Origin of the sequence: Idiomarina aminovorans (assembly GCF_023155095.1) — a bacterium.
GTDB lineage: Bacteria > Pseudomonadota > Gammaproteobacteria > Enterobacterales > Alteromonadaceae > Idiomarina > Idiomarina aminovorans.
This window is the reverse complement of sequence record NZ_JAKNDA010000006.1, coordinates 165581-190702: the sequence shown is the minus strand read 5'-3', so window position 1 is coordinate 190702 and position 25122 is coordinate 165581. Positions and strand designations below refer to the sequence as shown.

General features: G+C 45.7%; 22 protein-coding genes. 8 read left to right on the top strand and 14 right to left on the bottom strand.

What is annotated here, in order from left to right; all coding sequences use genetic code 11:
* Nucleotides 1-128 precede the first annotated feature (128 nt).
* Both L8G48_RS12010 and L8G48_RS12005 read left to right on the top strand, forming a co-directional pair.
* Complete coding sequence (locus L8G48_RS12010; RefSeq protein ID WP_248264851.1) at nucleotides 129-1262, top strand: PQQ-dependent sugar dehydrogenase; 1134 nt, start codon at nucleotides 129-131, stop codon at nucleotides 1260-1262.
* 2 nt (nucleotides 1263-1264) lie between these two features.
* Nucleotides 1265-3298 (top strand): TonB-dependent receptor family protein, encoded by a 2034-nt coding sequence (locus tag L8G48_RS12005; RefSeq protein ID WP_248264850.1) that lies wholly within the window; start codon nucleotides 1265-1267, stop codon nucleotides 3296-3298.
* 7 nt (nucleotides 3299-3305) lie between these two features.
* On the opposite strand, the gene L8G48_RS12000 is transcribed toward L8G48_RS12005, so the two are convergent.
* From L8G48_RS12000 to L8G48_RS11990, 3 genes are all read right to left on the bottom strand, one after another.
* Entirely contained in the window at nucleotides 3306-3992 is a 687-nt protein-coding gene (locus L8G48_RS12000) for a type 1 glutamine amidotransferase domain-containing protein (protein ID WP_248264849.1), read from the bottom strand.
* A gap of 63 nt (nucleotides 3993-4055) precedes the next feature.
* A complete protein-coding gene (locus tag L8G48_RS11995) occupies nucleotides 4056-5396 on the bottom strand; it encodes a sigma-54-dependent transcriptional regulator (protein ID WP_248264848.1) in 1341 nt (446 codons plus the stop codon).
* Nucleotides 5393-6880: a sensor histidine kinase gene (locus L8G48_RS11990; RefSeq protein ID WP_248264847.1), complete on the bottom strand. Its 1488-nt coding sequence runs from the start codon at nucleotides 6878-6880 to the stop codon at nucleotides 5393-5395. Before L8G48_RS11990 ends, L8G48_RS11995 begins: the two co-directional genes overlap by 4 nt.
* 169 nt (nucleotides 6881-7049) lie before the next feature.
* On the opposite strand from L8G48_RS11990, the gene L8G48_RS11985 reads away from it, so the two are divergent.
* From L8G48_RS11985 to L8G48_RS11975, 3 genes are all read left to right on the top strand, one after another.
* A complete protein-coding gene (locus L8G48_RS11985) occupies nucleotides 7050-7430 on the top strand; it encodes a DUF4168 domain-containing protein (protein ID WP_248264846.1) in 381 nt (126 codons plus the stop codon).
* A 224-nt stretch (nucleotides 7431-7654) separates the two neighbouring features.
* Nucleotides 7655-10255 carry a TonB-dependent receptor gene (locus L8G48_RS11980; protein WP_248264845.1) on the top strand — a complete coding sequence of 867 codons (2601 nt, stop codon included), beginning with the start codon at nucleotides 7655-7657 and terminating at the stop codon, nucleotides 10253-10255.
* A gap of 128 nt (nucleotides 10256-10383) precedes the next feature.
* Entirely contained in the window at nucleotides 10384-12042 is a 1659-nt protein-coding gene (locus L8G48_RS11975; RefSeq protein ID WP_248264844.1) for an acetolactate synthase large subunit, read from the top strand.
* On the opposite strand, the gene L8G48_RS11970 is transcribed toward L8G48_RS11975, so the two are convergent.
* Together L8G48_RS11970 and L8G48_RS11965 are read right to left on the bottom strand one after the other, a co-directional pair.
* On the bottom strand, nucleotides 12039-12611 hold the full coding sequence (locus L8G48_RS11970) for a glutathione S-transferase family protein (RefSeq protein WP_248264843.1): 573 nt from the start codon (nucleotides 12609-12611) through the stop codon (nucleotides 12039-12041). The two genes, L8G48_RS11975 and L8G48_RS11970, sit on opposite strands and share 4 nt — an antisense overlap.
* Nucleotides 12612-12623: 12 nt before the next feature.
* Complete coding sequence (locus L8G48_RS11965; RefSeq protein ID WP_248264842.1) at nucleotides 12624-13502, bottom strand: cation diffusion facilitator family transporter; 879 nt, start codon at nucleotides 13500-13502, stop codon at nucleotides 12624-12626.
* Between the two features lie 195 nt (nucleotides 13503-13697).
* On the opposite strand from L8G48_RS11965, the gene L8G48_RS11960 reads away from it, so the two are divergent.
* Nucleotides 13698-14834, top strand: a complete 1137-nt coding sequence (locus L8G48_RS11960) for a hypothetical protein (protein ID WP_248264841.1) — start codon at nucleotides 13698-13700, stop codon at nucleotides 14832-14834.
* A 9-nt stretch (nucleotides 14835-14843) separates the two neighbouring features.
* Nucleotides 14844-15239 carry a phosphate ABC transporter substrate-binding protein gene (locus L8G48_RS11955; protein ID WP_248264840.1) on the top strand — a complete coding sequence of 132 codons (396 nt, stop codon included), beginning with the start codon at nucleotides 14844-14846 and terminating at the stop codon, nucleotides 15237-15239.
* Nucleotides 15240-15272: 33 nt separating this feature from the next.
* Here the strand turns inward: L8G48_RS11955 and L8G48_RS11950 are convergent, their stop codons facing one another.
* From L8G48_RS11950 to L8G48_RS11940, 3 genes are all read right to left on the bottom strand, one after another.
* Nucleotides 15273-16214: a GGDEF domain-containing protein gene (locus L8G48_RS11950; RefSeq protein WP_248264839.1), complete on the bottom strand. Its 942-nt coding sequence runs from the start codon at nucleotides 16212-16214 to the stop codon at nucleotides 15273-15275.
* Entirely contained in the window at nucleotides 16207-17199 is a 993-nt protein-coding gene (locus L8G48_RS11945; protein ID WP_248264838.1) for a response regulator, read from the bottom strand. The genes L8G48_RS11950 and L8G48_RS11945 overlap by 8 nt, the downstream gene beginning before the upstream one ends.
* Nucleotides 17200-18013: 814 nt before the next feature.
* Nucleotides 18014-18355 carry a hypothetical protein gene (locus tag L8G48_RS11940; protein ID WP_248264837.1) on the bottom strand — a complete coding sequence of 114 codons (342 nt, stop codon included), beginning with the start codon at nucleotides 18353-18355 and terminating at the stop codon, nucleotides 18014-18016.
* A gap of 23 nt (nucleotides 18356-18378) precedes the next feature.
* On the opposite strand from L8G48_RS11940, the gene L8G48_RS11935 reads away from it, so the two are divergent.
* Nucleotides 18379-19140, top strand: coding sequence for an IS5 family transposase (locus L8G48_RS11935; protein ID WP_248264836.1), 762 nt, complete (start codon nucleotides 18379-18381; stop codon nucleotides 19138-19140).
* Nucleotides 19141-19205: 65 nt separating this feature from the next.
* On the opposite strand, the gene L8G48_RS11930 is transcribed toward L8G48_RS11935, so the two are convergent.
* From L8G48_RS11930 to glmU, 6 genes are all read right to left on the bottom strand, one after another.
* The gene (locus L8G48_RS11930) at nucleotides 19206-19949 is read right to left on the bottom strand and encodes a hypothetical protein (RefSeq protein ID WP_248264835.1); all 744 of its coding nucleotides are present in this window, start codon (nucleotides 19947-19949) and stop codon (nucleotides 19206-19208) included.
* A gap of 7 nt (nucleotides 19950-19956) precedes the next feature.
* Nucleotides 19957-20718, bottom strand: a complete 762-nt coding sequence (locus L8G48_RS11925) for an IS5 family transposase (RefSeq protein WP_248263312.1) — start codon at nucleotides 20716-20718, stop codon at nucleotides 19957-19959.
* Nucleotides 20719-20754: 36 nt separating this feature from the next.
* Nucleotides 20755-21072 (bottom strand): RNA-directed DNA polymerase, encoded by a 318-nt coding sequence (locus L8G48_RS11920; protein WP_505465441.1) that lies wholly within the window; start codon nucleotides 21070-21072, stop codon nucleotides 20755-20757.
* Nucleotides 21036-21593, bottom strand: coding sequence for a hypothetical protein (locus tag L8G48_RS13545; RefSeq protein ID WP_248264870.1), 558 nt, complete (start codon nucleotides 21591-21593; stop codon nucleotides 21036-21038). Before L8G48_RS13545 ends, L8G48_RS11920 begins: the two co-directional genes overlap by 37 nt.
* 251 nt (nucleotides 21594-21844) lie before the next feature.
* Nucleotides 21845-23677: a glutamine--fructose-6-phosphate transaminase (isomerizing) gene (gene glmS, locus L8G48_RS11910; RefSeq protein ID WP_248264834.1), complete on the bottom strand. Its 1833-nt coding sequence runs from the start codon at nucleotides 23675-23677 to the stop codon at nucleotides 21845-21847.
* A 3-nt stretch (nucleotides 23678-23680) separates the two neighbouring features.
* Entirely contained in the window at nucleotides 23681-25051 is a 1371-nt protein-coding gene (glmU, locus tag L8G48_RS11905) for a bifunctional UDP-N-acetylglucosamine diphosphorylase/glucosamine-1-phosphate N-acetyltransferase GlmU (RefSeq protein ID WP_248264833.1), read from the bottom strand.
* Nucleotides 25052-25122 lie beyond the last annotated feature (71 nt).

The following is a 25122-nucleotide window of genomic DNA, read 5'->3' as shown; positions in this document are numbered from 1 at the left end:
GGGTCCAATTCATTTAAGTAACTGATATTCGTATTAACGGTCAAAGCGACAAACAGATCAAGCGCAGTGTCATCAAAATTCTTTTGAATGGCGTATACTGAACACAATTCAATAAGAAGGAGAGACGTATGTTCAATCCAAAAATTATTTTAACCGCTATGTTAGCGGTTTCGGTAAGTGGTGCAGCCACAGCGGAGAATATCGAAACCGAGCGTCACAAAATTAACGTCAGCACCTTTGCTGATGGCTTTACTAACCCCTGGGGTATGGCGTTTCTTCCCGATAAAAGCATTTTGGTAACCGAACGCTCAGGCGACATCTATTGGGTATCGGCTAACGGTAGCTACCGCGAAAAAATTGGCGGCACTCCGAGCGTAGTCGCTAAAAGTCAGGGCGGTATGCTGGATATAACGGTTGATCCAAACTTTGACGAAAACAACTGGGTTTATATTAGCTACTCAGAAGCGGCTCAGGACGGAAGCAAAGGTAACAGCACAGCCGTTATGCGCGCTAAACTCAAAGACAAGCAATTTACCGGCAAAGAAGTGATTTTCCGTCAGGCACCAAAATACGAAAGCAACGCACACTTTGGTTCGCGGCTGGTTTTTTCTCCTGAAGGACACCTGTACATTACGTTAGGCGACCGTTACTCACGCATGGACGATGCTCAGACACTGGATAACCATCACGGCAAAATTGTGCGTATCTGGCCCGATGGCAGCATTCCGAAAGACAACCCTTTTATTGGCAACGACAGCGCACTGGATGACATTTGGTCTTATGGTCACCGCAATGTTCAGGGTGCCGACATTCATCCTGAAACCGGAAAGTTATGGTCAGTTGAGCATGGTCCACAAGGGGGCGATGAAGTGAACATTCCACAAGCCGGTAAAAATTACGGCTGGCCGGAAGTCACTTACGGTGTTGACTATGGCGGCGGCACAATTAGTGAAGATGCGATAAAAGAAGGCACTGAGCAACCGTTTTATTACTGGGTGCCTTCCATAGCCACAGCCGGAGCGACCTTTTACACCGGCGATGCCTTCCCTGAGTGGAAAGGCGATTTTTTTGTTGCGGCCTTAAAAAGCTCACTGGTGGCTCGTCTGGACTTATACGAAGGCCGAGTGATGCACGAGGAACATTTATTTGAAGATGCCGTTGATGCACGCATTCGTCAGATTAAGCAAGGGCCGGAGGGTTACCTTTATTTACTAACCGACGAGTCTGATGGCTCCATCATTCAAATAAAACCGGTGGATTAATCATGTCGTATTCAGCTGTATTAAAAAAACTTACTGATACGGGGCTGCCTTTATTGGCGGCCTCTTTCGTTGTTCACTCAGCAGAGGTGGATGAAACCGTGGTAGTGACAGCCACGCAAGGTGAAACCCCCTGGCTGACCACGGCGGCCAGCATCGACCGGGTTAATGTGGAAAATACCCTGCCTTCAATGAAAGTTGATGCCGGTGATGCATTAGCTGGTGTTGCGGGTATTCAAGCTGACAACCGCTACAATTACGCGCAGGATACCCGGCTTGTGGTTCGTGGATTTGGTTCACGTGCCGCTTTTGGTGTCAGAGGCTTGCAGCTCAATGTCGACGGCATTCCGTTGTCGATGCCGGACGGTCAGGCACAAACGTCCAGTATTTTTCTTGACAGTATTGATTCACTTGAGGTTTTACGGGGTCCTTTAGCCACTTTATACGGTAATTCCGGTGGCGGCGTGGTTGAGTGGTTCAGTCGCAAACCCACTGAAACAGCTTTGAAGTGGGGCGGTCAGTTCAGCGAAAATGACACTCAGCGCTATAACGTTAATGCGCAGTGGGCAACCGATACTAAACAACTGCAAATTCTGGCATCCGACTTTCAAACCGACGGCCCCCGCCGGCATAACTCCGCCGAACGCCAACAACAGGCGCTGCGTTGGTATCATCAGTGGGACGACCAGAATCGTTTTATTATCCGCTACGATAATAACGACGCGCCGCTATTACAGGACCCTAGCGCATTAACACCTCAAGACTGGCGAGAAGATCCGACTCAAACCGTGCAACGGGCCGTTGATTTCAATACCCGCAAAGATATCCATCATCGTCAGGGTTCGCTGAGCTGGTTCCATGAACGCGACAGCGGTGAAGGTTTAATTTCGCTCTGGCAGGGTGACCGCGATATTGAGCAGTTCCTGCCATTTGCCGGTGACGACGCGACCAGTTCTGGTGCGGTTATTGATGTTTCGCGCCAGTTTGAAGGGGCGCATGTGCGCTGGCGTCAACGCGGAATGAACGGGTCTGCAACCCTGGGAGCGCAAATAGAACGTCAGCAGGATCACCGCTTTGGTTATGTAAACAACAATGGTGAGAAAGGAAATTTGCGCCGCAACGAATTCAACTGGATAGAGAACACCTCAGCTTATTTGCGTTTTCAATGGCAACTGTCGGAAGAACTCTCTGCAACTGGCGGGGTTCGTTACAGCGACATTAATTATGAGGTTGAGGATTATTTTACTGAGCTGGATAATTCTGACGACAGCGGCAGCAGCAACTTTAGCAAAACCACCGCAGCCGTTTCTGTTACCTGGCAATTTCTGCCAACTTCAGCCACTTACCTCAGTTTAGGACAAGGTTTCGAAACACCGACATTGACCGAACTGGCTTACCGCAACCAGGGCTCCGGCCTGAACCGGGAGCTGGGGCCCTCAACCAATAATCAGTGGGAGTGGGGCATTAAGCACCAACTCGTTAACGACTGGCGTCTGCACTTTGCCTTCTTTGGTATTGAAAGCGAAGACGAAATTCTGGTGGATCAGTCAAACGATGGTCGCACAATCTACCGTAATGCCTCAGAGACCACTCGCGAAGGGGCTGAGCTGAGCATTAACGGCGCACTAACACAGCGACTGGATGTGCTGCTATCGTACAGCTACATAGACGCAACCTTTGATGATGGCCCGCTGCAGGGGAACCAGCTACCCGGCGTGGCAAAAAGCCAGGGGTATCTGCGCCTTAACTGGCAGCCTACCGAGCAATGGCTGGTTCAATTAGCCGGACAGTATCGTAATGAAACGCCGGTCAATGATCAGAACGACACCTTTGCCCCGTCTTACACTACCTGGGATATTGCTGTCAGTCGCGATTGGCAGTGGTCTAAAAGTGAGCTGGATATCTGGGCCCGGGTTGATAACATCACGGACAAAGATTACGTCGGTGCTGTTGTTGTTAATCAGGGAAGTGGGCGTTCGTTTGAACCGGCAGTAGGTCAGCAGGCAAGCGTCGGCATCAGTTGGCGCCGACGCTTTTAAGCCCGTTTTACAGGTTCGTTCTTAAAACATCGAGCAGGCGCTGTGCCGTCTGCTCTGATGATGCTGGGTTCTGACCGGTAATTAACATACCGTCCTGAACGGCATAAGCCTGCCAGTCATCAACCTTGCGGTAATGTCCGCCTTTTGCGGTCAGCTCATCCTCTAACAGAAAAGGAACCACTTCTGTAAGCTCTACGGCGGCTTCTTCACTGTTACTAAAGCCAGTAACCGTGCGGCCCTGAACTATCGCATCTCCGCTGGGAGTTTTAGCATTTAATAACACCGCTGGCGCATGGCAAACAGCTGAAACCGGCTTACCTCGACTCCAGAAATGCTCAATCAGCTTTATAGAGTGTTCATCGTTGGTTAAATCCCACATTGGTCCGTGACCACCCGGATAAAAAATTGCGTCAAAACCTTCCGGATCTACATCTTCAATCTTACAAGTGGTTTCGAGTTTTTGTTGTGCCGTTTTGTCATTGTCGAAGCGCTTGGTCGCTTCTGTTTGCGCATCAGGCGCAGCGCTGTTCGGGTCAATCGGTGGTTTTCCACCTTTAGGCGAAGCCACAGTGATATCCACACCCGCGTCTGCAAAGATATAATAGGGTGCTGCAAACTCTTCTACCCAAAAACCGGTTTTATGGTCTGTGTCACCCAGTTTATCGTGCGAGGTTAGTACCATTAATACTTTCACTTAGCTCTCCTGTTAAATGATTTATAAAGTTAGTATAGACTACGCCATAAAACGCCTGCTTGATCACTCGCTATGCTGTTCCAGCCAACGGTATAAGGTACGGCGGGTTACGCCCAGAATATCGGCCGCTTTAGATTTATTTCTCTCTGCGTGCGCCAGCACTTTGCGAATATACTGATTTTGATACTCATCCAGCGTCGGCCACTCAGGTCCGTGTTCCACTTCCGGTTCATGCTCACTGTCGAGTATCCGTTGCGGTAAGTCCTCAACCGCAATTTTATCGTCTCGGGAAAAAGTGAAGGCACGCTCTATCGCATTTTGTAGTTCGCGGACATTACCCGGGAAACGGTAACGATAAAGTTGTTCAAGCGCAGCCGAAGATATGCTTTGAACGGCTTTATCGCTGTTCTTTTGCAACTGTTGTAAAAAATAATTCGCTAAGCGCTCAATGTCTTCGCCACGCTCACGCAAAGGCGGAACTCGTAAACTGAAGGTTTCCAGACGATAAAATAGATCCTGACGGAAGCGGCCCTCTTCAACGTGTTTTTCTAAGTCCTGGTGAGTCGCAGCTAATATCCTGACATTAACGGTTTCTTCTTCGTCACTGCCGACTGCGCGAATGGTACCTTCCTGCAAGACCCGCAGCAGCTTAGCCTGCAACGCCATCGGCATTTCGCCAATTTCGTCGAGTAATAAAGTGCCCCCGTCAGCTTGCTTCAGAAGACCCTGCCGTTTTTTCTGAGCGCCGGTAAAAGCGCCGGCGGCGTGACCAAAAAATTCACTTTCCATTAAGTCAGCGGGAATACCAGCACAGTTTACCGCCTGAAAGCTATTTTCAGCACGGTCACTTAACTGATGCAAAGCCTTTGCGACCAATTCTTTACCGGTACCACTTTCGCCAGTAATTAATACGCTGCCGTCGGCTGACGCAATGCGCTCTATCTGATCATAGAGTTTGCGCATTGACGGGCTTTGCCCAATAAGTCCTCCGGGCCCTTTTTGTTGCTGGCGGTAACGTTTTAGCTCACGCTGTAATGACCGATGCTCAAGAATACGCTGCACACTGAGCAGCAAATGCTCAACGTCGAGCGGCTTCGTTAAAAAGTCATCGGCGCCCTGCTTTAAAGCGTCAACGGCCTGATTGACCGTACCAAAAGCGGTGATCAATAGCAGCGCCGGCGCGCTATCTTCATTTTTCAGGCTCTCTAAAAGTTGTAAACCAGATTCGCCCGGCAAGCGAATATCGCTGATGACCAAATCCAGTGTCGGTGCAGCTTTTTTAAAACCTTCAACACTGCCCCAGGCCGTGACTTTATAACCTTCGGCCTCAAGCTCCTCAACCAGCAGTTCCTGTAAAGCCGGGTCATCCTCAATAACGCCGATAATGGCTTTTGCTGCTGTCATTCGTTACCTCCGTTAGTGACCACTTGTCGAATGCATTGCGCCGGCAAACTTAAGGTGACTCGACAGCCACCGTTTGGGTTATTGGTCAAAGACAACGCTCCGTTATGATCATTCAATACGTGTTTAACGATGGTTAAACCCAGGCCAGTGCCTTTGCCCTGAGGTTTATTGGTTTCAAACGGCTGTAATGCTTTGTCTTTCATAGATTCAGGCAGGCCTTCGCCGTCATCATCTATAGTAATAACGACGCCTTCTCCGGCGTATTCAGCAGCAACGGCAACCTCAGATTGAGCGGCCTGCAGGCCATTACGCAATACGTTAACTAACGCCAGTTCCAGTCGTTTAATATCAACTTTCAGAATGACATCTACCAGCTCTTTCATCACAACTTTAGCGGAACCTTTATCTTGCTCGAACTCAATACTGGTCATTGCGGTTGCAACTAAGTCACGCAACGAAATAGGCTCGCGCTGTTGCACCGGCGTTCGGGAAAAGGCCAGCAATTGATTGACCAAACCGGTCAAACGTTGCACTTGACCTCTCACCGCTTTTAACTGGCGCTGGCTGTCATCATCTTTATGAGTGCGTAATAAGCGGCTGGCTCTACCATCAATAACGGTTAGCGGAGCGCCTAGTTCATGCGCAACACCACTGGCCACACTGCCAATAGCCGCCATTTTTTCTTGCTCGCGCAGAGCTCGTTGAAGTGAAGCTTCATGCTCCCGACGCTGTTCCAGCTCTTGCTCAGCCTCTGTGATGCTATCGAGCATACGGTTAAACCCCTGGGCTACCTCTTGCAGTTCGGATGGCCCGGCAGGTGTCACACGAGTACTGCGATTACCTTCCGCCACCTGCAGCATGGCATCCTTAAGTGCCACCACGTGCCGGCCGACACCTCGGTAATGACCGAACACCAGTACCGCAATGGTGATTAAGCCAAATGCCGCCCAACTCAACCAGGCGTATTGACTCAATGTTTCAAAAGATTCGTCAAAGTCACTGGCGCGCCGGTTGATTTGTAGCAGGCCAATAATACGACCACCGCGATCAACAATCGGAAGAAATTGCGAGAAAACATCACGGCCTTCAACGCGTCGGTAATCGTCTTGCTTTATACCTGTTTGAACGGTTTGTAGTGCGAGCTGGCTGTTACTTAAATCCGTTTCTGTAATGCCGGCTTCCGCTACTTGCTGACCATACACATTATACACCGATGCGCCATAAACCCGCCCAATATTAAATACCGAATCAAGGTTTGCCTGAACGGTTCTCAAGTCATTATTAAGCAAGGCGTCGCTTATCGGTAAGCTAATAGCTCGCCCTAATAACTCTAAGTCACTCTTTAGCCGTTCATTAGCTTCATCGGAAGCAACTTGTAACCCCACACTTATCGCTATGCCGGAAATTAGCAGCATTGGCACAACAACATAAATAAGCAGTCGTCGTTGCAAGCTGGATAGCGGCCAGTTGTATCTTTTTGTCACACTGCCTCCCTTAACTGTGTACCAAGGATACACATTTTTAGGCTTGCTTTCCGAACACTCATATTAAAAAAAATAAAAATACAATAAAATCAGCTGGTTAAAAAGTTGGCACAGTCTTCGCTTTAATCTCAGTGTTATTAAAACAGAGATGTTCATTTAGGAGATTATCATGCAAAAGACAATTATCGCACTAGCAACGGTATTCGCACTGGGCAGCACCGCCGCAATGGCTCAACAGCAACAAGCTCAGAATTCTATGGCGCAACAACAACAGCAAACTCAAGAAATTTCAGAAGGTATGCTGGTTAAGTTTGTAACGGCTATGGAAGATGTTCAGAAAGTTACTGAAAAATACCGTGACCAATTCCAGGAAGCAGAAAACCAGGAAGAAGCTCGCGGAATTCAACAGTCCGCACAGAAAGAAATGATTGCGGCAGTTGAAGGCGCGGGTCTGACCCCACAAGAATACAACATGATTATTCAACAAGCGCAAAATGACGAAGAACTGCGCGCTCGTTTAGAAGAAATGACTGGCGATGGAAACTCTTAATCAAGAGTTAACTTTAATAGCTAAACCCGTAGCTCAAATAGAGCCGCGGGTTTTTTCGTTTCAGGAATAAAAACTTACGTTTAGCTCGTTTTGTACTCCCCCCCCTAATTTTTTAAAGTTTTACAGCAATATCCTCTTGATAAAGTGTTAAATTAATGTAACAAAGATACTGTGTTGTTTATTTAACACACAGTTAATCGTAAAGAATCTCGGGGAGAATAATAATGAAAACAAATTTCAAATACTCACTTTGTGCATTAGCAATAGGAGCCACGTTCGCGTCGCCTATTAGTTTTGCACAGGAAGTAAACAACCAAGCCGAAGATGATTCGCTTGAGCGTATCCAGGTTACCGGCTCCCGCATTTCCCGAACCGATATGGAAGGGGCCTCTCCAGTAGAAGTTATTGACAGAGAAAGCATCGAGGCCTCAGGTTTTAATAATCTGCAACAACTCTTAGAACGCTTGCCATCAGCAGGTGTCGGAACATTCTCAACCCAGGGTAACAGCCAGGATACAACCGCCAATGGCGCAGCTGCTATTAGCTTACGTGGCTTTGGTGCCGATTCAACATTGGTGTTGTTAAACGGACGCCGGGTTGGTGTTTCTTCATTTGCTGAAGGAATTGCAAATTCATTTGTCGATATTAACTCTATTCCGGTAGCCGCTATTGAACGCATCGATATTCTTAAAGACGGAGCATCCGCTATTTACGGGTCAGACGCTGTGGCGGGTGTCGTTAATATCATTTTAAGAGATGACTTTGTTGGTACAGAACTAACAGCCAGCCATGGTGGAACCACGGGCGATGTTAACTATGAAGAAACCAGTATGAGCCTGGTGTGGGGTACTGGCGACGATGACAGTAACACCACGATGATTCTGGATTATTGGAAAAACACCTCAATTATGGGCTCAGAGTTTGGTAGAAACGGTACAGCAAACCAAACCCCTTGGGGGGGAGCCGATAAGCGCTCTGCACGTGGCTTTCCTGGCACTTTCATTGTCGACGGGGTTTCAACGGCGGACCCAGCATGTGCTCCTGAAGCAACAAAAGATATATTTGATAAGAATGATAATAGAATTGGCGACTTTTGTGTATTTGATTACGGTCCATATGCACAAATATTTCCTGAAGCAGAGCGTGTCGGTGCAATTGTTCAGTCCAGTAAAGAATTTTCACGCGACATTGAAGGCTACATTGAAATAGCAGCCCAACATAACCGCTCAAAAGCCGGTGGCGCACCAACACCTCTTGATGCTGACGCAAACCTTTATGTGCCAGCCGACCACCCAAATAACCCTTTTGGTGAACAAGTTGATATCAACTACTTTCGTCCTATTGATGCTGGCGCCCGTATTTGGGATATTGAATCAGACACGCTGCGTTTCATCGCTGGCTTACGTGGTGACCTAAATGGTTGGGGTTGGGATGTCTCATACCAGAAAGGCCGCAGCTCAAGTATGCAAACGGGCTCGAAAGAACAAGGCTGGTTGCGTACGGATTTTCTTCAGGAACAAATTAATGCCGGCAACTACAATCCTTTCGGTGGTACCATCAACGACCCGGAAGTTATCGATGCTATCAACACGTCACTTGTGCGTCGTGGTGAATCGCACCTTACCGCAGTAGATGCCAGTATTGCTGGTGAAGCATTCGAGCTAGGTGACCACTACGTGTCAATGGCTGCCGGTCTTGAATACCGTCAGGAAGATGTTTTCGACCAACCGGATGACCAGTTCCAACGTGGATTAATTTTTGGTACTGAATCGGTACAAGCCGAAGCCGAGCGAGATCAGTGGGCAGCATATGTCGAATTCCTAATTCCAATCACCGATCAATTGGAAGCAACTGTTGCCGGTCGTTACGACGACTACAGTGACTTTGGTTCAACCTTTAACCCGCAGTTTAAACTGCAGTGGCGTCCGACTGAAGATGTAACTTTGCGGGCATCTTACGGTGAGGGATTCCGCGCTCCTTCATTAGCGCAAATTGGTTTAGGCCCATCACAGGAATCTACCTTTTTCGTTGATGAATACCGTTGTGATGCGGACGGACAGGGCTGTGCTGAATTAGACTACACCATTGTATTCTCAGGCTCTGACAATCTGGAGCCAGAAGAGTCATCAAACTACAACTTAGGTGCCATTTGGCAAGTTAACGATGATATTGATATTTCGGCAGACTATTGGTCTATTGAACAAGACAATAAAATCGCGCAAGATGATTTTGAATCAATTTATGATGCCAACTGTAACGACCAAGACAGCGAAATCTGTGAGCGCCGCGATCCATTACCCGGCGATGAACTCGGTGAGCTTGCAACGATTTACAATACCTATGTAAATCTATCGAGTCAGGAAGCTACGGGTCTTGATTTCTCAGCCAATTACAACTGGAACACTCAGAGTCTTGGAACAGTCCGCTTCGGTCTTGATTGGTCTTATATGAATAAGTTCGAGAAAAACGGTATCGATTACACAGGCGAGTATGAGTATCCACAAAACCGCTGGACAGCGCGCGCAGAGTGGAATCAAGATGCTTTAGGTGTCAATTTAAACTTTAACTACATTGGTGAATTTGAAGACTATAAAAAACCTGATGAAGTTGAATCCGAGAAAGCGCGTATGGTTGGTGAGCAACTGCTTGTCGATTTGCAGGCTTACTATGATGTAACGTCTGAGCTTCGTTTAACAATTGGTACTACTAACCTGTTCGACGAAGAACCACCAAAAGCGTTTAACGATGACCTTTATGGCTATGCATCGAGCGTCCACAACCCTCGCGGTCGCTTTGTTTACTCAAAAGTCAGTTACTCGTTCTAATATTTAAGGTTTAAAAACTGTAGAATCCGTAATCAGTTAACTCTGGTTACGGATTTTTTTGATCATCTCTCCTATGCTGTACGTAAGTTTAGCCAAAGTAAGATTCTTTAACGCAAGGAGAAAGCGAAGTGAAAGCATCCGATTTATTCGTAAAAGCACTAGAAAACGAGGGTGTGAATTACATTTTCGGCATTCCCGGCGAAGAAAATCTGGACTTACTAGAGTCCCTTTCAAAATCCACTATAGAATTAATTTTAACCCGCCACGAGCAGGGCGCCGGTTTTATGGCTGCAACTTATGGCCGTCTGACCGGAAAGCCCGGCGTATGCCTGTCGACTTTGGGGCCGGGTGCGACTAACTTGGTCACTCCGGTAGCCTACGCTCAACTCGGCGCTATGCCCATGGTCGTCATTACCGGGCAAAAACCCATAAGAGAACGTCATCAAGGTCAGTTCCAGATCATTGATGTGGTCGATATGATGACGCCCATTACTAAGTATACACAGGCTATTATTAGCAGCAGCAGTATTCCGGCGCACATACGTGAAGCATTCCGCCGGGCGGCAGACGAACGCCCGGGCGCTGCTCATTTGGAATTATCCGATGATATTAGCCGGGACGAGGTTACCGCGTTACCTATAGAGGCAAGCCATTCGCGTCGTCCTATTACTGAACATAAGTCGGTTCGCCACGTACTTGAGCTGTTGCGCGAAGCTAAACATCCGGTTCTTTTGATCGGTGCTGCTGCAAACCGCAAGATTACCGCAAAAATGTTACGTGCTTTTGTGGATAAAACCGGTATTCCTTTTATCACCACGCAAATGGGTAAAGGGGTCATTAACGAAGATCACCCTCGCTGGTTAGGTAACGCTGCTATTTCTGACGGCGATTACCCGCACCGCGCCATTGAAAAAGCTGATTTAATTTTAAATGTCGGCCACGACGTGATCGAAAAACCGCCCTTTATGATGAAAGCCGGTGACAACGATAGACGTAAAGTTGTGCACATCAACTTTCAGGGCGCTGAAGTGGATTCGGTTTACTTCCCACACGCCAGCATGATTGGTGATATCGGTAACAGTATCTGGCAATTAAAAGAAGGCATAGAACCGCAGGACCACTGGGACTTCGACTTTATGCTGACAGTTCGGGATCATATGCGCGACCATACCGACGAAGGTGCTCATGACGACAGTTTCCCGGTATTACCTCAGCGTCTGGTAGAAGATGTTCGGGAGGCAATGCCAGACGATGGTGTCATTGCTCTGGATAACGGTATCTATAAAATTTGGTTTGCCCGTAATTACCCGGCGCGTCAACCTAATACCGTGCTGCTGGATAACGCACTGGCTTCTATGGGGGCAGGTCTGCCTTCAGCAATGGCGGCCAAATTGGTCAATCCGGATAAAAAAGTCATGGCCGTGTGCGGCGATGGTGGTTTTATGATGAACTCGCAAGAGCTTGAAACCGCTGTCCGAATGGGGCTGGACATTGTCGTGGTTGTTCTGAATGACAGCGGCTACGGCATGATAAAATGGAAACAGCAGCACATGAAACTGAACGATTATGGCTTAGATTTCAATAATCCGGATTTTGTGAAATACGCAGAGTCTTATGGCGCTAAAGGGTATCGTTTAGATAAAACCGAAAACCTGATACCACTGCTAGAAGACTGCCTGAACAAGCCCGGTGTTCATCTTATTGATGTACCCGTAGATTATTCACAAAATGACCGGCTGCTAAACGAGGAAATTCCCGAGCGCAGCCGTGCTATTAAAGCCAATTAAGAACGAGTCGGATCAGTATCCGCGAAGTAAGGGTAGTCATTTAACTTATCGACAAAAGCCTGAAGTCGCGGGTACTCATCCAAATTGAAACGCTCACGGAATAACCCCCAGCTTAAGAAACACCCTAAACGTAATTCGCCATCACTAAAGGGGTGCGGGCCTTCGTAAGCCACCGCGTGCTCTTTGTCTTCCATGAGTTGCAATATGTCATAAACCCGCTGTTGCTGACGTTTAAGGTAACTTACGCTATCCGCCGTTATCCCTTCTTTTTCCAGCAAAAACAAGTTGACCGCGGCATCCATAGCGGTATTCACCAAACAGTACTGATCAAAGTCTTTGACGTCAGCGAAAAAACGCTCGTCGGCCTTGTCCCTTACATACTTCAGGATGCTGGTAGAGTCGTGTAAACGCACATTATTGTGGTGCAGAAAAGGTACTTTCTTGGCCGGACTTAATTTCGCACTGGTTTCAAAGTCGGTTTCAGTAAATGAGAATTTTGTTTTACTCTCCAATAAAGCAATGCGGCAATGTCTTACATATGGCGAGGTATAGCTTCCGAATAATTCCATGATCTTCTCCTGTTAATGATCTCGACAAGCTTCGTCAGGATACTCCAGCTCAATCGTCGTATGAGCTAATTCAAACGCTGCCAGCTGCTGTGATATTTGTTGTTTTAAAAGCGCTCGTTCCTGGCACTCCAGTTCTTTTGATACCACAATATGTGCGGTTAATACATGGCGTTCGCCGTCCAGTGACCAAAAATGCAAGTGATGGGCATCGTTAACGAGCTCTAACGACGTCAATTGCTTGCGTATTTGCCGATAAACTTCCGGGTCAGGAGACGCCTGCACAAACAATTTAACCGTAGCCCCTAAATGGCGGACCACATTCACCAGAATAAACAGGGTAAAACCAATAGATAACAAAGGGTCCAAAATAGGCCAGTCGACAAACATTAGAATTATCGACACGATTAAAACCGCGACCCAGCCCAGCACGTCTTCAAGTAAGTGCCAATTAAGCACCCGCTCGTTTAGCGATTTTCCGTGCGACAGCTTAAATGCAGCATAGCCGTTCACAATCACACCAAATATTGCCAACAGCACCATGCCTTCCGCCATGGGCATCACTGGATTCCATAAACGCGGAATAGCCTCGAATAAAATCCAGACAGAACCAGCCGTCAGTACAACGGCGTTAATAAAAGCACCAACCAGAGAAAGTCGTTGGTAACCATAGGTAAAGGTGTGCGTAGCGTCTTTACGACTGAACTTGTCCAGCAGCCAGGCCATACCAATGGAAATACTGTCGCCCAAGTCGTGTACGGCATCCGCTAAAATAGCGGTACTGTTGGTCAGCGCCCCGCCAATAAACTCAATGATGGTAAAGCATAAGTTAAGGAAAAACGCCCAGCCGATGCGCTCTGACGAACTTTCATGGTGATGATGGTGATGGTGCATAAAGTCCTTAACTGTTAATTAATTGTACTTTTTAAATAATAAAAGGTGCATAAAAAAACACACATTAACTTAACTAATTTAACACTTATTGTTAACGCAAACGAACTATTGTATCCAAAAATGTAAACGTGCAAAATTTAGCCAATTTTAGATTCCTCTAAATTATAATGTTGTAAACTTTCTCAGGAGCTTTAAATGAAGAATTCTTTACTGGCTTGTATAGGCGCATCTGCGCTATTAATAAGCCTTCCATCTCATGCACAAGATAAAATTCAGTGGAGTGGCTTTGGTAATATTGCAGCGGGTATGACAACCGGCAGCGATGACCAGTTATTCGGCTATGACAATAACCTGGATTTTAATCCTGAAAGCTTATTTGCGCTGCAGGCAAAGGCAGACCTTTCCGATAAACTAAGTATCACCACGCAAATTATGTCACGCGGCGAAGAAGACTTTGACCTCGGGGTGGAGTGGGCCTACCTACAGTACCAGTTTAATGACTCAACCAGCGTTAATGTCGGTAAATTGCGCTTACCTTTTTATATGTACTCAGACTCACTGGATGTCGGTTACAGCTACCACTGGCTACGCACGCCGCAAAGCGTCTATCGTGTTGCTTTTGATAATTATACCGGCGTGAGCGTTCAACATAATGCTTTTATCGGTAACTTTATCTTCAATACCCAAGTTGTTGCCGGCAACATGAACGATGACATTGATATAGGTGGCGCGGAACTGTCAAAAGCTGAGATGAACAATATGATTGGTTTTAACACCAGCGCTATCTATAACAACCTGACTATGCGCATTGCTTATTATCAAACCAATGACACCAATATCGAATTTAACGAAATCAGTGGCTTGCTGGACACATTAAGACAAGCCGGTGCCGGCCAGGTTGCTTCTGAACTGGAAGTTTCTGAAGACAAGGGAACTTTCGCCAGCGTTGGTTTTATGTACGACAACTTTAACTGGTTCGTTGGTGGCGAATATACCAATCTTGAAGTTGAAGGCAGTTATATTCCAGAACAACGGTCAAGTTACCTGACCGCAGGTAAGCGTTTCGACAACTGGGCATTACACGCCACCGTTGGTCAAACCGACGATAAAATCAGTAATGCCGAGCGTTTTACGGTTCCTGTTCCACAATTACAAGCCGCTGTTAATCAAGTGACAACAAATGTCGTTAACGAAACTACTTACACTTCACTTGGTGCCAACTTTAACATTGCTCCAAGCGCCGTATTAAAGTTCGACGTAACTCACTCTGACGACAAGTTGACGGACGAGTCTGACGTACTGGTTTCCGCTGCGGTTCAATTTGTATTTTAAGGATTTATGATGAAAAAAATTACTTTATTTCTCATCGTTTTTGCAGCAAGCGTACTCAGCTTTTCAACTTTTGCGCAAAATGGTGTCGTAGTTTCACAAACGGAAATTAACGAAGAGTCTGTTTCCAGAATTTATTTAGGCCAGTCTCAGGTGTTAAAAGGCGTAAATTTACCGGAGGACTCAGCGGCACGTAAAGCCTTTGAGGAATCTCTAGTAGGTAAGTCAGGTGAACAGCTGAAGCGTCACTGGGCCAAACTCAAGTTTACTGGGCGTGGAACACCGCTTAATGAATTAAAAAGTGATGACGAAGTTATATCGTTTTTGCTTAATAACCCGCAAGGGATAGGTTACGTGTCGGACAAGAGTAAAGTGACCGACGAGTTGAATATCATAACTTCATTCTAGCTCAACAAAACCTCCGGCTACTGGCCGGAGGTTTTATTTCGATACCTGGTTCCTGCCATTTTTTTTAGAGTCATATAACGCAGCGTCTGCTTTTTCCAGCCAGTTCTCAGCAATCGAGAATTCATTAGAAAACTCCGCAACCCCTGCGCTTATTGTCAGCTTCAGTTGCTCGTCATTGTGGTCTTTGCCTAAAGGCAGTGACGTTTGCTCTATTTGCTTTCTCAGTCGCTCAGCGACTAAAACACCGTCGTTTAAGGACGTTTTTGGTAGAAGAATCACAAACTCTTCTCCGCCGTATCGACCACAAATATCGGTTTCTCGCTGACTTTCCAACATTATATTTGCGATTAACTGAATCGCTCTGTCACCAACCTGATGTCCATACGTGTCATTTACTGGCTTAAAATTATCAATATCCATCATGATGACAGAAGCTGTATCTTCATAACGCTGGCAACGAAGAAACTCTTGTTCAAACGCTTGCTGCCAATGCCCTCGATTAAACAACTGTGTTAATGCATCGGTCTGGCTGATGGTTTTTAGTTTTAATAGATTATTTGCTTCTTCACTGACATCATAAACCAGCGCGCAGATATGATAAATTTCCTTATTGGTAGAAAATAAGGGAAATAACGTGAGATTCTGGAACATAAGATCAGACTCTGCAGTAAACGGCCGGGTATTTTCAAAGTTAAGAATGTGTGGCTCTTGTTGCCAGTTACAGTGAGCCTGAATACCTAATTTCAAAACGGATTCTGTCTTATACTCAAACCAGCTTTTAGGCAGAGTTGGCAATAGTCTAAATAAGTTTTCGTCTTTAGCCGCAACGCTGCTGATACCGCTGTGGTTCTCCATAAAACCATTCCACACTTTAACGTCGTAATTGCGGTCAAAAACAATCAGCCCAACCTCAATATTTTGGAGAATTTGCAATAACCAATGTAGGTTGGTGATATCTAGTTGATCTTTATTCATCGATAAAGTACCCAGCTCGTTCTTCCAGTGCAGCAATTGAAGCTTCAGTAAAAATAACGTAGAGATCGCAACTTAAATGATAGTCAGGGATCTCATAATCGATGCTGATGATTAGAACTTTTTTGTCTTTCACATCCTCTTTAAAAACATTATTGACGGTTTCACTCATTCCCAGAAAAGCTGGCTGACTTATGTTTAATTCTAAATCCAGTTGTGAGGAGAAACGCTTTAAAAAGGCGGCGATCAATGTTGAAGCAACATCCAACAACACACTTTGGTTATCGTCCTTAAATTCATAACCGTGATAGTCCGACAGTTTCGATGGTAAGTCATTGAGGGTTCGGTTATCAACGCAAAGGATGGCTTCTCCGGCTATAGCGTTACCAACAAAGCCCTCCGACACCATATTTATTCGAATGTCTTCGTCATGAAGTTCATTAATCAAGGCATTGTAAGAGCGCTTAGCCACATCGGGAACGGGCAGTTGAATAAAGGAGCCCAACATGTCACCAAGCAGCTTTGCGGCGTCGCCAAGCGCAATATTGCTGACTTCCTTTAAGATATCGGTAGGCTCAATGTGCTCGGTTTTACTTAGCTGACGCTGATGTTCAGCCGGTAGCAGTTCTCTAATAAGGCCGTAGCGTTGAAGCAGGCTTTGCAGTTCCTCAGTAACAATGGGTTTTTTTATAAAACCCAGAGCACCTAATTTTTCAACTCTGCGTTGCGACGCTTCCTGTATGTCACCGGAAACGACTATTGTCAGACAGTCTAGTTCCCTTTCCCTAATATTCTGTAATACTTCAAAACCGTCCATAACAGGCATGGTTAAGTCAAGAAACAGCAGTTCCGCAAGTCCTTGCTCCACTAAATCTAGCGCCTCTTGCCCGTTTTCGGCAAAACGCACCTCAATGTCCCAGCTTTTAGGTAAAGACAGCTCGATGCTCTTTCGAGCAACTTTAGAGTCATCACAAATCAGAACTTTCATAAACTTAATATGCCATAAGAACGTTAGTTCGTTAACCGTATTAGATACGAGCTCATTCCGCCTAACAGCCACAACGGACTATTTTCAACAAAGGGTTAAAAGTGACTAAAATTCAAGATCAGAAAGTAGATGGTGGATTCGTTTGGTGAGGTGAGAATAGACCTGCCGGGATCGGCCTAAAGATGCAAGCTCATCGACTCGCACCCAAGGGCTGTAATCCGCGCCGGAGCCAGATCCGCGTCCTTCCTTTATTCTTTTCGCAATCTGCGCCTCGCTCAGCGAGTATTTTGATTTTGCCATGTCATCAACTCGGTATGCTTTGTTTTAGCATAACCAAATACACTCATTAAGCAAGATAGCTACCTCAAGACCACTCAAACTAAAGTAAGTCAACATTCCGTAATAGCAAATCACCTAACGCAGTTGTTCTAAAAGACTGCCTTTTGAACTCACCGGACAATTTGTCAAACTCAGGATTCTTATCTGTTTTTACTTTACCGCTGATAAGCCCAAGCCTCTCTAGGTGATCCTTATAGCTTTTTTAAAGAGCCTCTTTGTCGATCTCATTCTGGCCGCTTCCGAGAGTCGACCCTACCGGTTCAAGTACATCCTTGTGAAGATCTCTGAAATCATCGTCTCCACCTAGTGATGGATTGCTATAAAACCTCAGCCAAATAACCTCAATATCTGACAGCTCTGATAAAATTCTGAGTAAGTGATGAGACTCAGCGTATTCAATGTCCTTGCTCTTTAAGCTAGTGGCTAATAAGGAGGCCAAATACTCTCGTCTATCGTCCGTGGTTGCCCGTGCCGCTTATCTTAGGCTTTCCTCAACTAAATCCGTAAACTCTTCGTTTTTTATTTCACGCTCAAAAAATGAATGTTCCAAGTGAGAAACTCTTAACTCCAGTTTCCGCGCAAAATCAGCTATACGATCAACTCTTTGATTAGGTATGACCGTCCCTGCAATTTCCGATAATAATGAACCTGCAACAGGAACTGCCCCTAATACAGATTTTAGACCGGACACAGTATAGTCAGTGGACGAAGGCTTTAACTCATCAGGTAATCTATTGGTCGACTTCACTAAGGCGTGTTGATCTTTCGTGATTAGTTTTTGAGCGGCATGGTAAAGAGTTATAATTTGTTTCGCCAAAAATAAACTAACAACTCAATACCATGCCGAGACTAATGCTAACTGATAAGCGGTGGAAAAAGCTACTTCAAGTAATGAAGAGCACAGGCCGCATTTACAATAAACCAGAACACAGAATGACGTTTGAAGGGATATTATTCCGGCTGAGAACCGGAATTCCGTGGCGTGACTTGCCATCGGAATTTGGTGATTGGAGCGCGGTTTATCGCCGGTTCAATTTGTGGTCGAAGAAAGGTTTATTAAATATGTTATTCAATGAGTTAGCAAAACTATCTGATTACGATTGGGTCTTTGCTGACGGCTCTATTGTTAAAGCTCATCAGCATAGTACCGGAGCGGCTACCGTGGATAATGAGTGCATTGGAAAGAGCCGAGGTGGTAACTCTACAAAAATTCATTTAGCCGTGGATAGTGGCGGCCTTCCTATTTATTTTGAACTATCAGAAGGCCAGAGAAATGACATAGCTCGAGCTCAAAGTCTGGTAGACCATTTGAGGGAAGTAAACATTTTCGTAGGCGACAAAGGATACGATAGTGACGCATTGAGGAAATATGTTGAAGTCAAAGGAGGGACTTCAGTCATACCCAAACGTAATTATGGCCAGGATATAGACAAAGACAGTGTCGATTGGTGCCTGTATAAATATAGGCATTTAGTTGAAAATGCGTTCGCACGAATAAAACATTATCGTTCAATATCAACCAGGTATGAAAAGTTAGCGAGAAATTATGCCAGTATGGTGTCACTGGCATTTTCATTGATGTGGCTACCGATGCATTGCTGAACAAAATATGTACAGGAAAGATCAACACGCCCTAATAATCCTTAAGTCACTTTTGTTATCTCTTGCTATATTTCCAAGTCGTCAGGAAATATGTGCTGTATTGCAATTTGCTCAGAGTGCCGTTCCGCCTCGCTCTCGCTATCACCGGGCATAAAATTAACGTCGAAGTCCTTCAATAACTCGAAAGTCTGATCCCCCCTATATGGGTTATCTATATGCCCTTGATAATAAAGCTGGTAAAGCAGTATCCAATAGTTATCTTTCGTATAGTCATCACTATCCAATAGGGTATTTACAACGCCGTGGATCGATTCTTGATATCCCAGAAAGTGAGAAAGAATAGTTATTCCCAAGCAGTCCATGCTATTGATTACCTGAGTTACAGCCTCATTCGAGGGAGTTAAATCATTGGTAAACATCAAATAAAGTGGCCAGCATATGCCATCACTACGGCGTTTAGCAGAGTTTTCTTTAACAAGTTCGTTTAATTCTTTCTCGTAAACCGAGACGTCAATATCGTAATTTCTAGCTAACCTATCGAGAAACGGAATCAACACAGGATAGTGCCAAGCTAAGCCCACCACTTCTTGAAGCACGATATCAGCTTTATGTTGTTCAACCCTATCAACTACAAGCTGGAGAGCATACTTTAATACGCTACCATCGGGGGTTCTCCCATTGATCTTTAAGGCATTGTTGATAAATGTGATTATCGCTGGAGTACTTATAACTTCCCGAGTTTGGTTTTCATCCTCATACATATAGCTTTGGGGGAGAATTCCTAGGGCGTGTTGATCTTTCCTGTACATATTTTGTTCAGCAATACATCGGTAGCCACATCAATGAAAATGCCAGTGACACCATACTGGCATAATTTCTCGCTAACTTTTCATACCTGGTTGATATTGAACGATAATGTTTTATTCGTGCGAACGCATTTTCAACTAAATGCCTATATTTATACAGGCACCAATCGACACTGCATTTGTCTATATCCTGGCCATAATTACGTTTGGGTATGACTGAAGTCCCTCCTTTGACTTCAACATATTTCCTCAATGCGTCACTATCGTATCCTTTGTCGCCTACGAAAATGTTTACTTCCCTCAAATGGTCTACCAGACTTTGAGCCCGAGCTATGTCATTTCTCTGGCCTTCTGATAGTTCAAAATAAATAGGAAGGCCGCCACTATCCACGACTAAATGAATTTTTGTAGAGTTACCACCTCGGCTCTTTCCAATGCACTCATTATCCACGGTAGCCGCTCCGGTACTATGCTGATGAGCTTTAACAATAGAGCCGTCAGCAAAGACCCAATCGTAATCAGATAGTTTTGCTAACTCATTGAATAACATATTTAATAAACCTTTCTTCGACCACAAATTGAACCGGCGATAAACCGCGCTCCAATCACCAAATTCCGATGGCAAGTCACGCCACGGAATTCCGGTTCTCAGCCGGAATAATATCCCTTCAAACGTCATTCTGTGTTCTGTTTTATTGTAAATGCGGCCTGTGCTCTTCATTACTTGAAGTAGCTTTTTCCACCGCTTATCAGTTAGCATTAGTCTCGGCATGGTATTGAGTTGTTAGTTTATTTTTGGCGAAACAAATTATAACTCTTTACCATGCCGCTCAAAAACTAATCGCGAAAGATCAACACGCCTTAGCAACTCCAGAACCCATTCATCGTCATTAGGAAGAGGTAAAGCCTTAATGTTTGTTTTTGATAGGTTTAACGAAAGTTTAAACTCGGAGAGGTATCTTTCTAAGTCAATTATAAATGACTCTGCTTCAATGTCTGACTCACAATAACACGTGTAATCATCGACATACCGTTCAAATAAATAATTCTTCTCTCTCAATTTCGAATCTATCTCAGAAAGAATTAGCTCTACGATAATAGAGGAAGTCCCTGGGCCAATTGGAATTCCCTGAGTTTCATTTCGCTTACACCAACGAACTGAAGAGTCGATTGCATTGAACCACTCGTTAGGTTTTCTATTTTTTTTGCTTCTTCTAATCCAACTAATGCCCAAGGGATTGAATGGCTATAAATACTATTGAAACAATTCGCGATATCTGCTGAAACTATAAACTTCTTTGCAAAACTCAACTTATTTAGCCGGCTAGTTTTGCTTAGTCCATTCTCATAGTTCATTACGAAAACTCGACCATCTTCCGTTATTTCAGGCTTTACTTGGCTATTCGGGTTATCGCAAATATTCCGTATTTTCTCCCAACTACTAAGTATCCTCTCAACTAAAACTGAATATGGTTTCGGGTGAACCAAGGCTAGTATACGCGGTACATTGTTATATCTGGTTGCTCTAAACTCAACTAAATCGAAACCATTCTTCTTTCTGCTTGGACCGTTATCAGCTTCCGACAAAGCTTTACAGACCTCTGGAGTAAACTGTCTAGAAGAAAAGCAGGGGGGCAACTCACCCATTACTTCCTTTTGGTTTGGGAAATAATTGTAACAGGTAAGCGCGACGTACAAATCACATTCATCATTATAAGATCTGGTCACTTAAATATAGTCCTGCTTAAACAGTTATCTAATCACATTAATACAAATTCACTGTGTTTACAGGTAAAGATTTTGGCTAGCTCACAAGGAGCTCAATATTTAACAACTTTAATGTCTCATTTAAGATCTTTAATGTACGCCGACAACAAAAAGGGCCTTTCGGCCCTTCATTATTCGACTGTGACGCTTTTTGCTAGATTACGAGGCTGGTCTACGTCAGTCCCTTTTATCAAGGCCACATAGTAGGACAGCAGTTGTAACGGAACCGTGTAAACAATCGGCGCTACAACCTCGTCGCAGTGGCAGACGTTAAGTACGTTTAATGACTCATCGCCTTTGAAGCGGGCGTTTTTATCTGCAAAAACGTACATCAGGCCGCCACGGGCACGCACTTCTTCCACATTAGATTTTAGCTTTTCCAGCAAATCGTTGTTTGGTGCTACCACAATAACCGGCATTTCTTCGTCAATAAGTGCCAATGGGCCGTGCTTTAACTCTCCCGCTGCGTAAGCTTCGGCGTGAATGTAGGAAATCTCTTTCAGCTTCAGCGCACCTTCCATAGCAATAGGGTATTGATTACCACGGCCAAGGAATAAGCTATGGTCTTTATTCGCAAAGTCCTGAGCAAGCTTTTCAATTTCATCCGCTAATGACACGGCTTCTTCTAACTTTGCCGGCAGTGCCTGCAGTGCGTGAACAACCTCTTGTTGCTGTTGCTCTGGCATACCCCGGTACTTACCAATGCCTAAAGTTAGCATGAGCAGGCCGGTTAACTGAGTCGTGAAGGCTTTGGTCGATGCGACACCAATTTCTGCGCCCGCACGGGTTAAGAAGGCCAGGTCGGACTCGCGCACCATAGACGATGAGCCCACATTACAAACGGTCAGGCTGCCTTTATACCCAAGCTCTTTAGACAAGCGCAATGCCGCCAGGGTGTCTGCCGTTTCACCACTTTGCGAAATGGTCACTAACAAACTGTTGGAGTGAACAAAGGACTTGCGGTAGCGAAATTCCGAGGCAATTTCAACGTTGCAAGACACGTTCGCCATTGCTTCCAGCCAGTAGCGAGCGACCATACCGGCATGATAACTGGTACCACAAGCGACTATCTGAACGTGCTCAATGTCTTTCAAAATATCTGCTGCGTTCTCACCAAAGGCGTTATCTAATACGGTGGTTTCCGATAAACGGCCTTCCAGGGTATTACGCACGGCAATCGGCTGCTCGTAAATTTCTTTTAGCATAAAGTGGCGATATTCGCCTTTACCACCTGCGTCGTAATTAGCGTCGGACTCAACCACTTCTCGTTCAACAAGCTGGTCTTCAGCGTCATAAATAGCAATGTCAGTACGGTTAATGTCCGCAACATCGCCTTCTTCCAGGTAAATAAACTGGCGGGTCACCGGCAATAAAGCCAGCTGATCAGAAGCCACGAAGTTCTCGCCAATACCCACGCCAATTACTAACGGGCTGCCAGAACGCGCTACCACTAAACGCTCGGGGAACTTAGTGTCCATAACGACAGTACCGTAAGCGCCTTCCAGCTGACGTACCGCTGATTTAACCGCAGCCAGTAAATCGTCATGCGTTTTACGCTCGTGATGAATTAAGTGAGCAATTACTTCGGTGTCAGTCTGCGAATGAAAGACATAACCTTCAGCTTTCAATTCTTCTCGCAAGCGCTCATGGTTCTCGATAATGCCATTGTGCACCACGGCGATTTCATCTTCGGAGCGGTGAGGGTGGGCGTTGGCTTCGGTCACGCCGCCATGCGTTGCCCAGCGAGTGTGCGCAATACCAATGGTTCCGTCTAACGGATTCTGGTCTATTGCGTCTCTCAGTTCCTGAACTTTTCCGGTGCGGCGGATACTTTTTAACTGTTTATCAGCGTCAATAATAGCCACACCAGCCGAATCGTAACCGCGATACTCCAGTCGCTTTAAGCCTTCGAGCAGAATACCTGTTACCCGACGTTCCGACGTCGCTCCAACAATACCGCACATAAATTAACTTCCTTTTTTCGACTGCGGACGTTGCCATCCGCTGATATTTCGCTGCTTGCCGCGGGCAACAGACAGTTCTTCGTCAGCCACCGCGCGCGTAATGACCGAGCCGGCACCAACGGTTGCATTGTTACCAATAGAAACCGGCGCAACCAAAGAACTGTTGGAGCCAATAAAGGAACCGTCGCCTATTTCGGTCTGCGCTTTATTCACGCCGTCATAATTGCAGGTAATAGTACCTGCACCAATGTTTGCATTTTCGCCGATTTGAGTATCGCCCAGATAGGTTAAATGGCTGGCTTTCGAGCCTTTACCTAAGCGGCTTTTTTTCATCTCGACAAAGTTTCCGACCTGCGCTTGGTCCGCAAGTTCCGCACCAGGTCTTAACCGCGCAAAAGGACCGACTTTACAGCCTTTAGCCACTTTCGCGTCCTCAATATGAGAGTTCGCGCGAATGACTGTATCGTCACCAATAACCGAATTTCGGATCACGCAGTTTGGCTCTATAACGACCCGGTCACCCAGAACCACATGGCCTTCAAACACCGCGTTAATATCGATAGTGACATCGCTGCCGACACTCAATTTACCGCGACAATCAAAGCGGGCAGGGTCAATTAAGGTCACGCCCTGAGTCATTAACTCTTCAGCCTGACGCTGCTGTAAAGCACGCTCTAAAGCGGCGAGTTGCTGACGGTTATTGGCACCTTCTACTTCCTGTGCGTTATCGGGCTGCGCGGTGGCAATGTTCACACCCTCATCAGCCGCCATAGCCACAATATCGGTCAAATAATATTCTTTTTGCGCGTTGTCGTTACTTAAGTTTTCCAGCCAGCTTTTAAGCTTATCGCTGTCGGCAATCATAATGCCGGTATTCACTTCGTTAATGGCCAGTTGCTGTGCGTTTGCGTCTTTTTGTTCAACAATATCGGTCACACTGCGGCGCTCATTACGCACAATACGCCCATAACCTGTCGGCTCTGCTAACGTCATAGTCAGCAGGCCAAGAGAAATGTTAGCACTGGCTGTTACTAATTTAATTAAGGTAGATTCAGTAAGCAGGGGAACGTCACCATACAGAATAATGACTTTTTCGCTGCTTTGAAGGTGCGGAATAACCTGTTGAACCGCATGACCGGTACCCAATTGCTCGCGTTGTTCCACCCAGGTTAAATCATCGCCTGCAATAGCCTGTTTAAGCTTATCGCCGCCATGACCATAAATTAGATTAATAGCGTCAGGCTTTAACGACCGTGCCGTATCAATAACATGCTCTACCATCGGTTTATTAGCAACCTTGTGCAGCACCTTAGGCAGATCCGATCGCATGCGGGTTCCTTTTCCTGCGGCCAGAATAACAACACGTAGCTTCATATCAATGGATCCTTAATTCGGTATCGCTGGCGTAAGCTTTATTACATTAGCTTATTGTAACGACAAAAAAG

What these genes read in the sequence shown, in the direction of transcription:
- L8G48_RS12010 (WP_248264851.1), top strand. Translation starts at nt 129, where the DNA reads ATGTTCAATCCAAAAATTATTTTAACCGCTATGTTAGCGGTTTCGGTA.
- L8G48_RS12005 (WP_248264850.1), top strand. Translation starts at nt 1,265, where the DNA reads ATGTCGTATTCAGCTGTATTAAAAAAACTTACTGATACGGGGCTGCCT.
- L8G48_RS11995 (WP_248264848.1), bottom strand. Translation starts at nt 5,396, where the DNA reads ATGACAGCAGCAAAAGCCATTATCGGCGTTATTGAGGATGACCCGGCT.
- L8G48_RS11985 (WP_248264846.1), top strand. Translation starts at nt 7,050, where the DNA reads ATGCAAAAGACAATTATCGCACTAGCAACGGTATTCGCACTGGGCAGC.
- L8G48_RS11980 (WP_248264845.1), top strand. Translation starts at nt 7,655, where the DNA reads ATGAAAACAAATTTCAAATACTCACTTTGTGCATTAGCAATAGGAGCC.
- L8G48_RS11970 (WP_248264843.1), bottom strand. Translation starts at nt 12,611, where the DNA reads ATGGAATTATTCGGAAGCTATACCTCGCCATATGTAAGACATTGCCGC.
- L8G48_RS11965 (WP_248264842.1), bottom strand. Translation starts at nt 13,502, where the DNA reads ATGCACCATCACCATCATCACCATGAAAGTTCGTCAGAGCGCATCGGC.
- L8G48_RS11960 (WP_248264841.1), top strand. Translation starts at nt 13,698, where the DNA reads ATGAAGAATTCTTTACTGGCTTGTATAGGCGCATCTGCGCTATTAATA.
- L8G48_RS11955 (WP_248264840.1), top strand. Translation starts at nt 14,844, where the DNA reads ATGAAAAAAATTACTTTATTTCTCATCGTTTTTGCAGCAAGCGTACTC.
- L8G48_RS11950 (WP_248264839.1), bottom strand. Translation starts at nt 16,214, where the DNA reads ATGAATAAAGATCAACTAGATATCACCAACCTACATTGGTTATTGCAA.
- L8G48_RS11945 (WP_248264838.1), bottom strand. Translation starts at nt 17,199, where the DNA reads ATGAAAGTTCTGATTTGTGATGACTCTAAAGTTGCTCGAAAGAGCATC.
- L8G48_RS11935 (WP_248264836.1), top strand. Translation starts at nt 18,379, where the DNA reads ATGCCGAGACTAATGCTAACTGATAAGCGGTGGAAAAAGCTACTTCAA.
- L8G48_RS11930 (WP_248264835.1), bottom strand. Translation starts at nt 19,949, where the DNA reads ATGTACAGGAAAGATCAACACGCCCTAGGAATTCTCCCCCAAAGCTAT.
- L8G48_RS11925 (WP_248263312.1), bottom strand. Translation starts at nt 20,718, where the DNA reads ATGCCGAGACTAATGCTAACTGATAAGCGGTGGAAAAAGCTACTTCAA.
- L8G48_RS13545 (WP_248264870.1), bottom strand. Translation starts at nt 21,593, where the DNA reads ATGGGTGAGTTGCCCCCCTGCTTTTCTTCTAGACAGTTTACTCCAGAG.
- glmS (WP_248264834.1), bottom strand. Translation starts at nt 23,677, where the DNA reads ATGTGCGGTATTGTTGGAGCGACGTCGGAACGTCGGGTAACAGGTATT.
- glmU (WP_248264833.1), bottom strand. Translation starts at nt 25,051, where the DNA reads ATGAAGCTACGTGTTGTTATTCTGGCCGCAGGAAAAGGAACCCGCATG.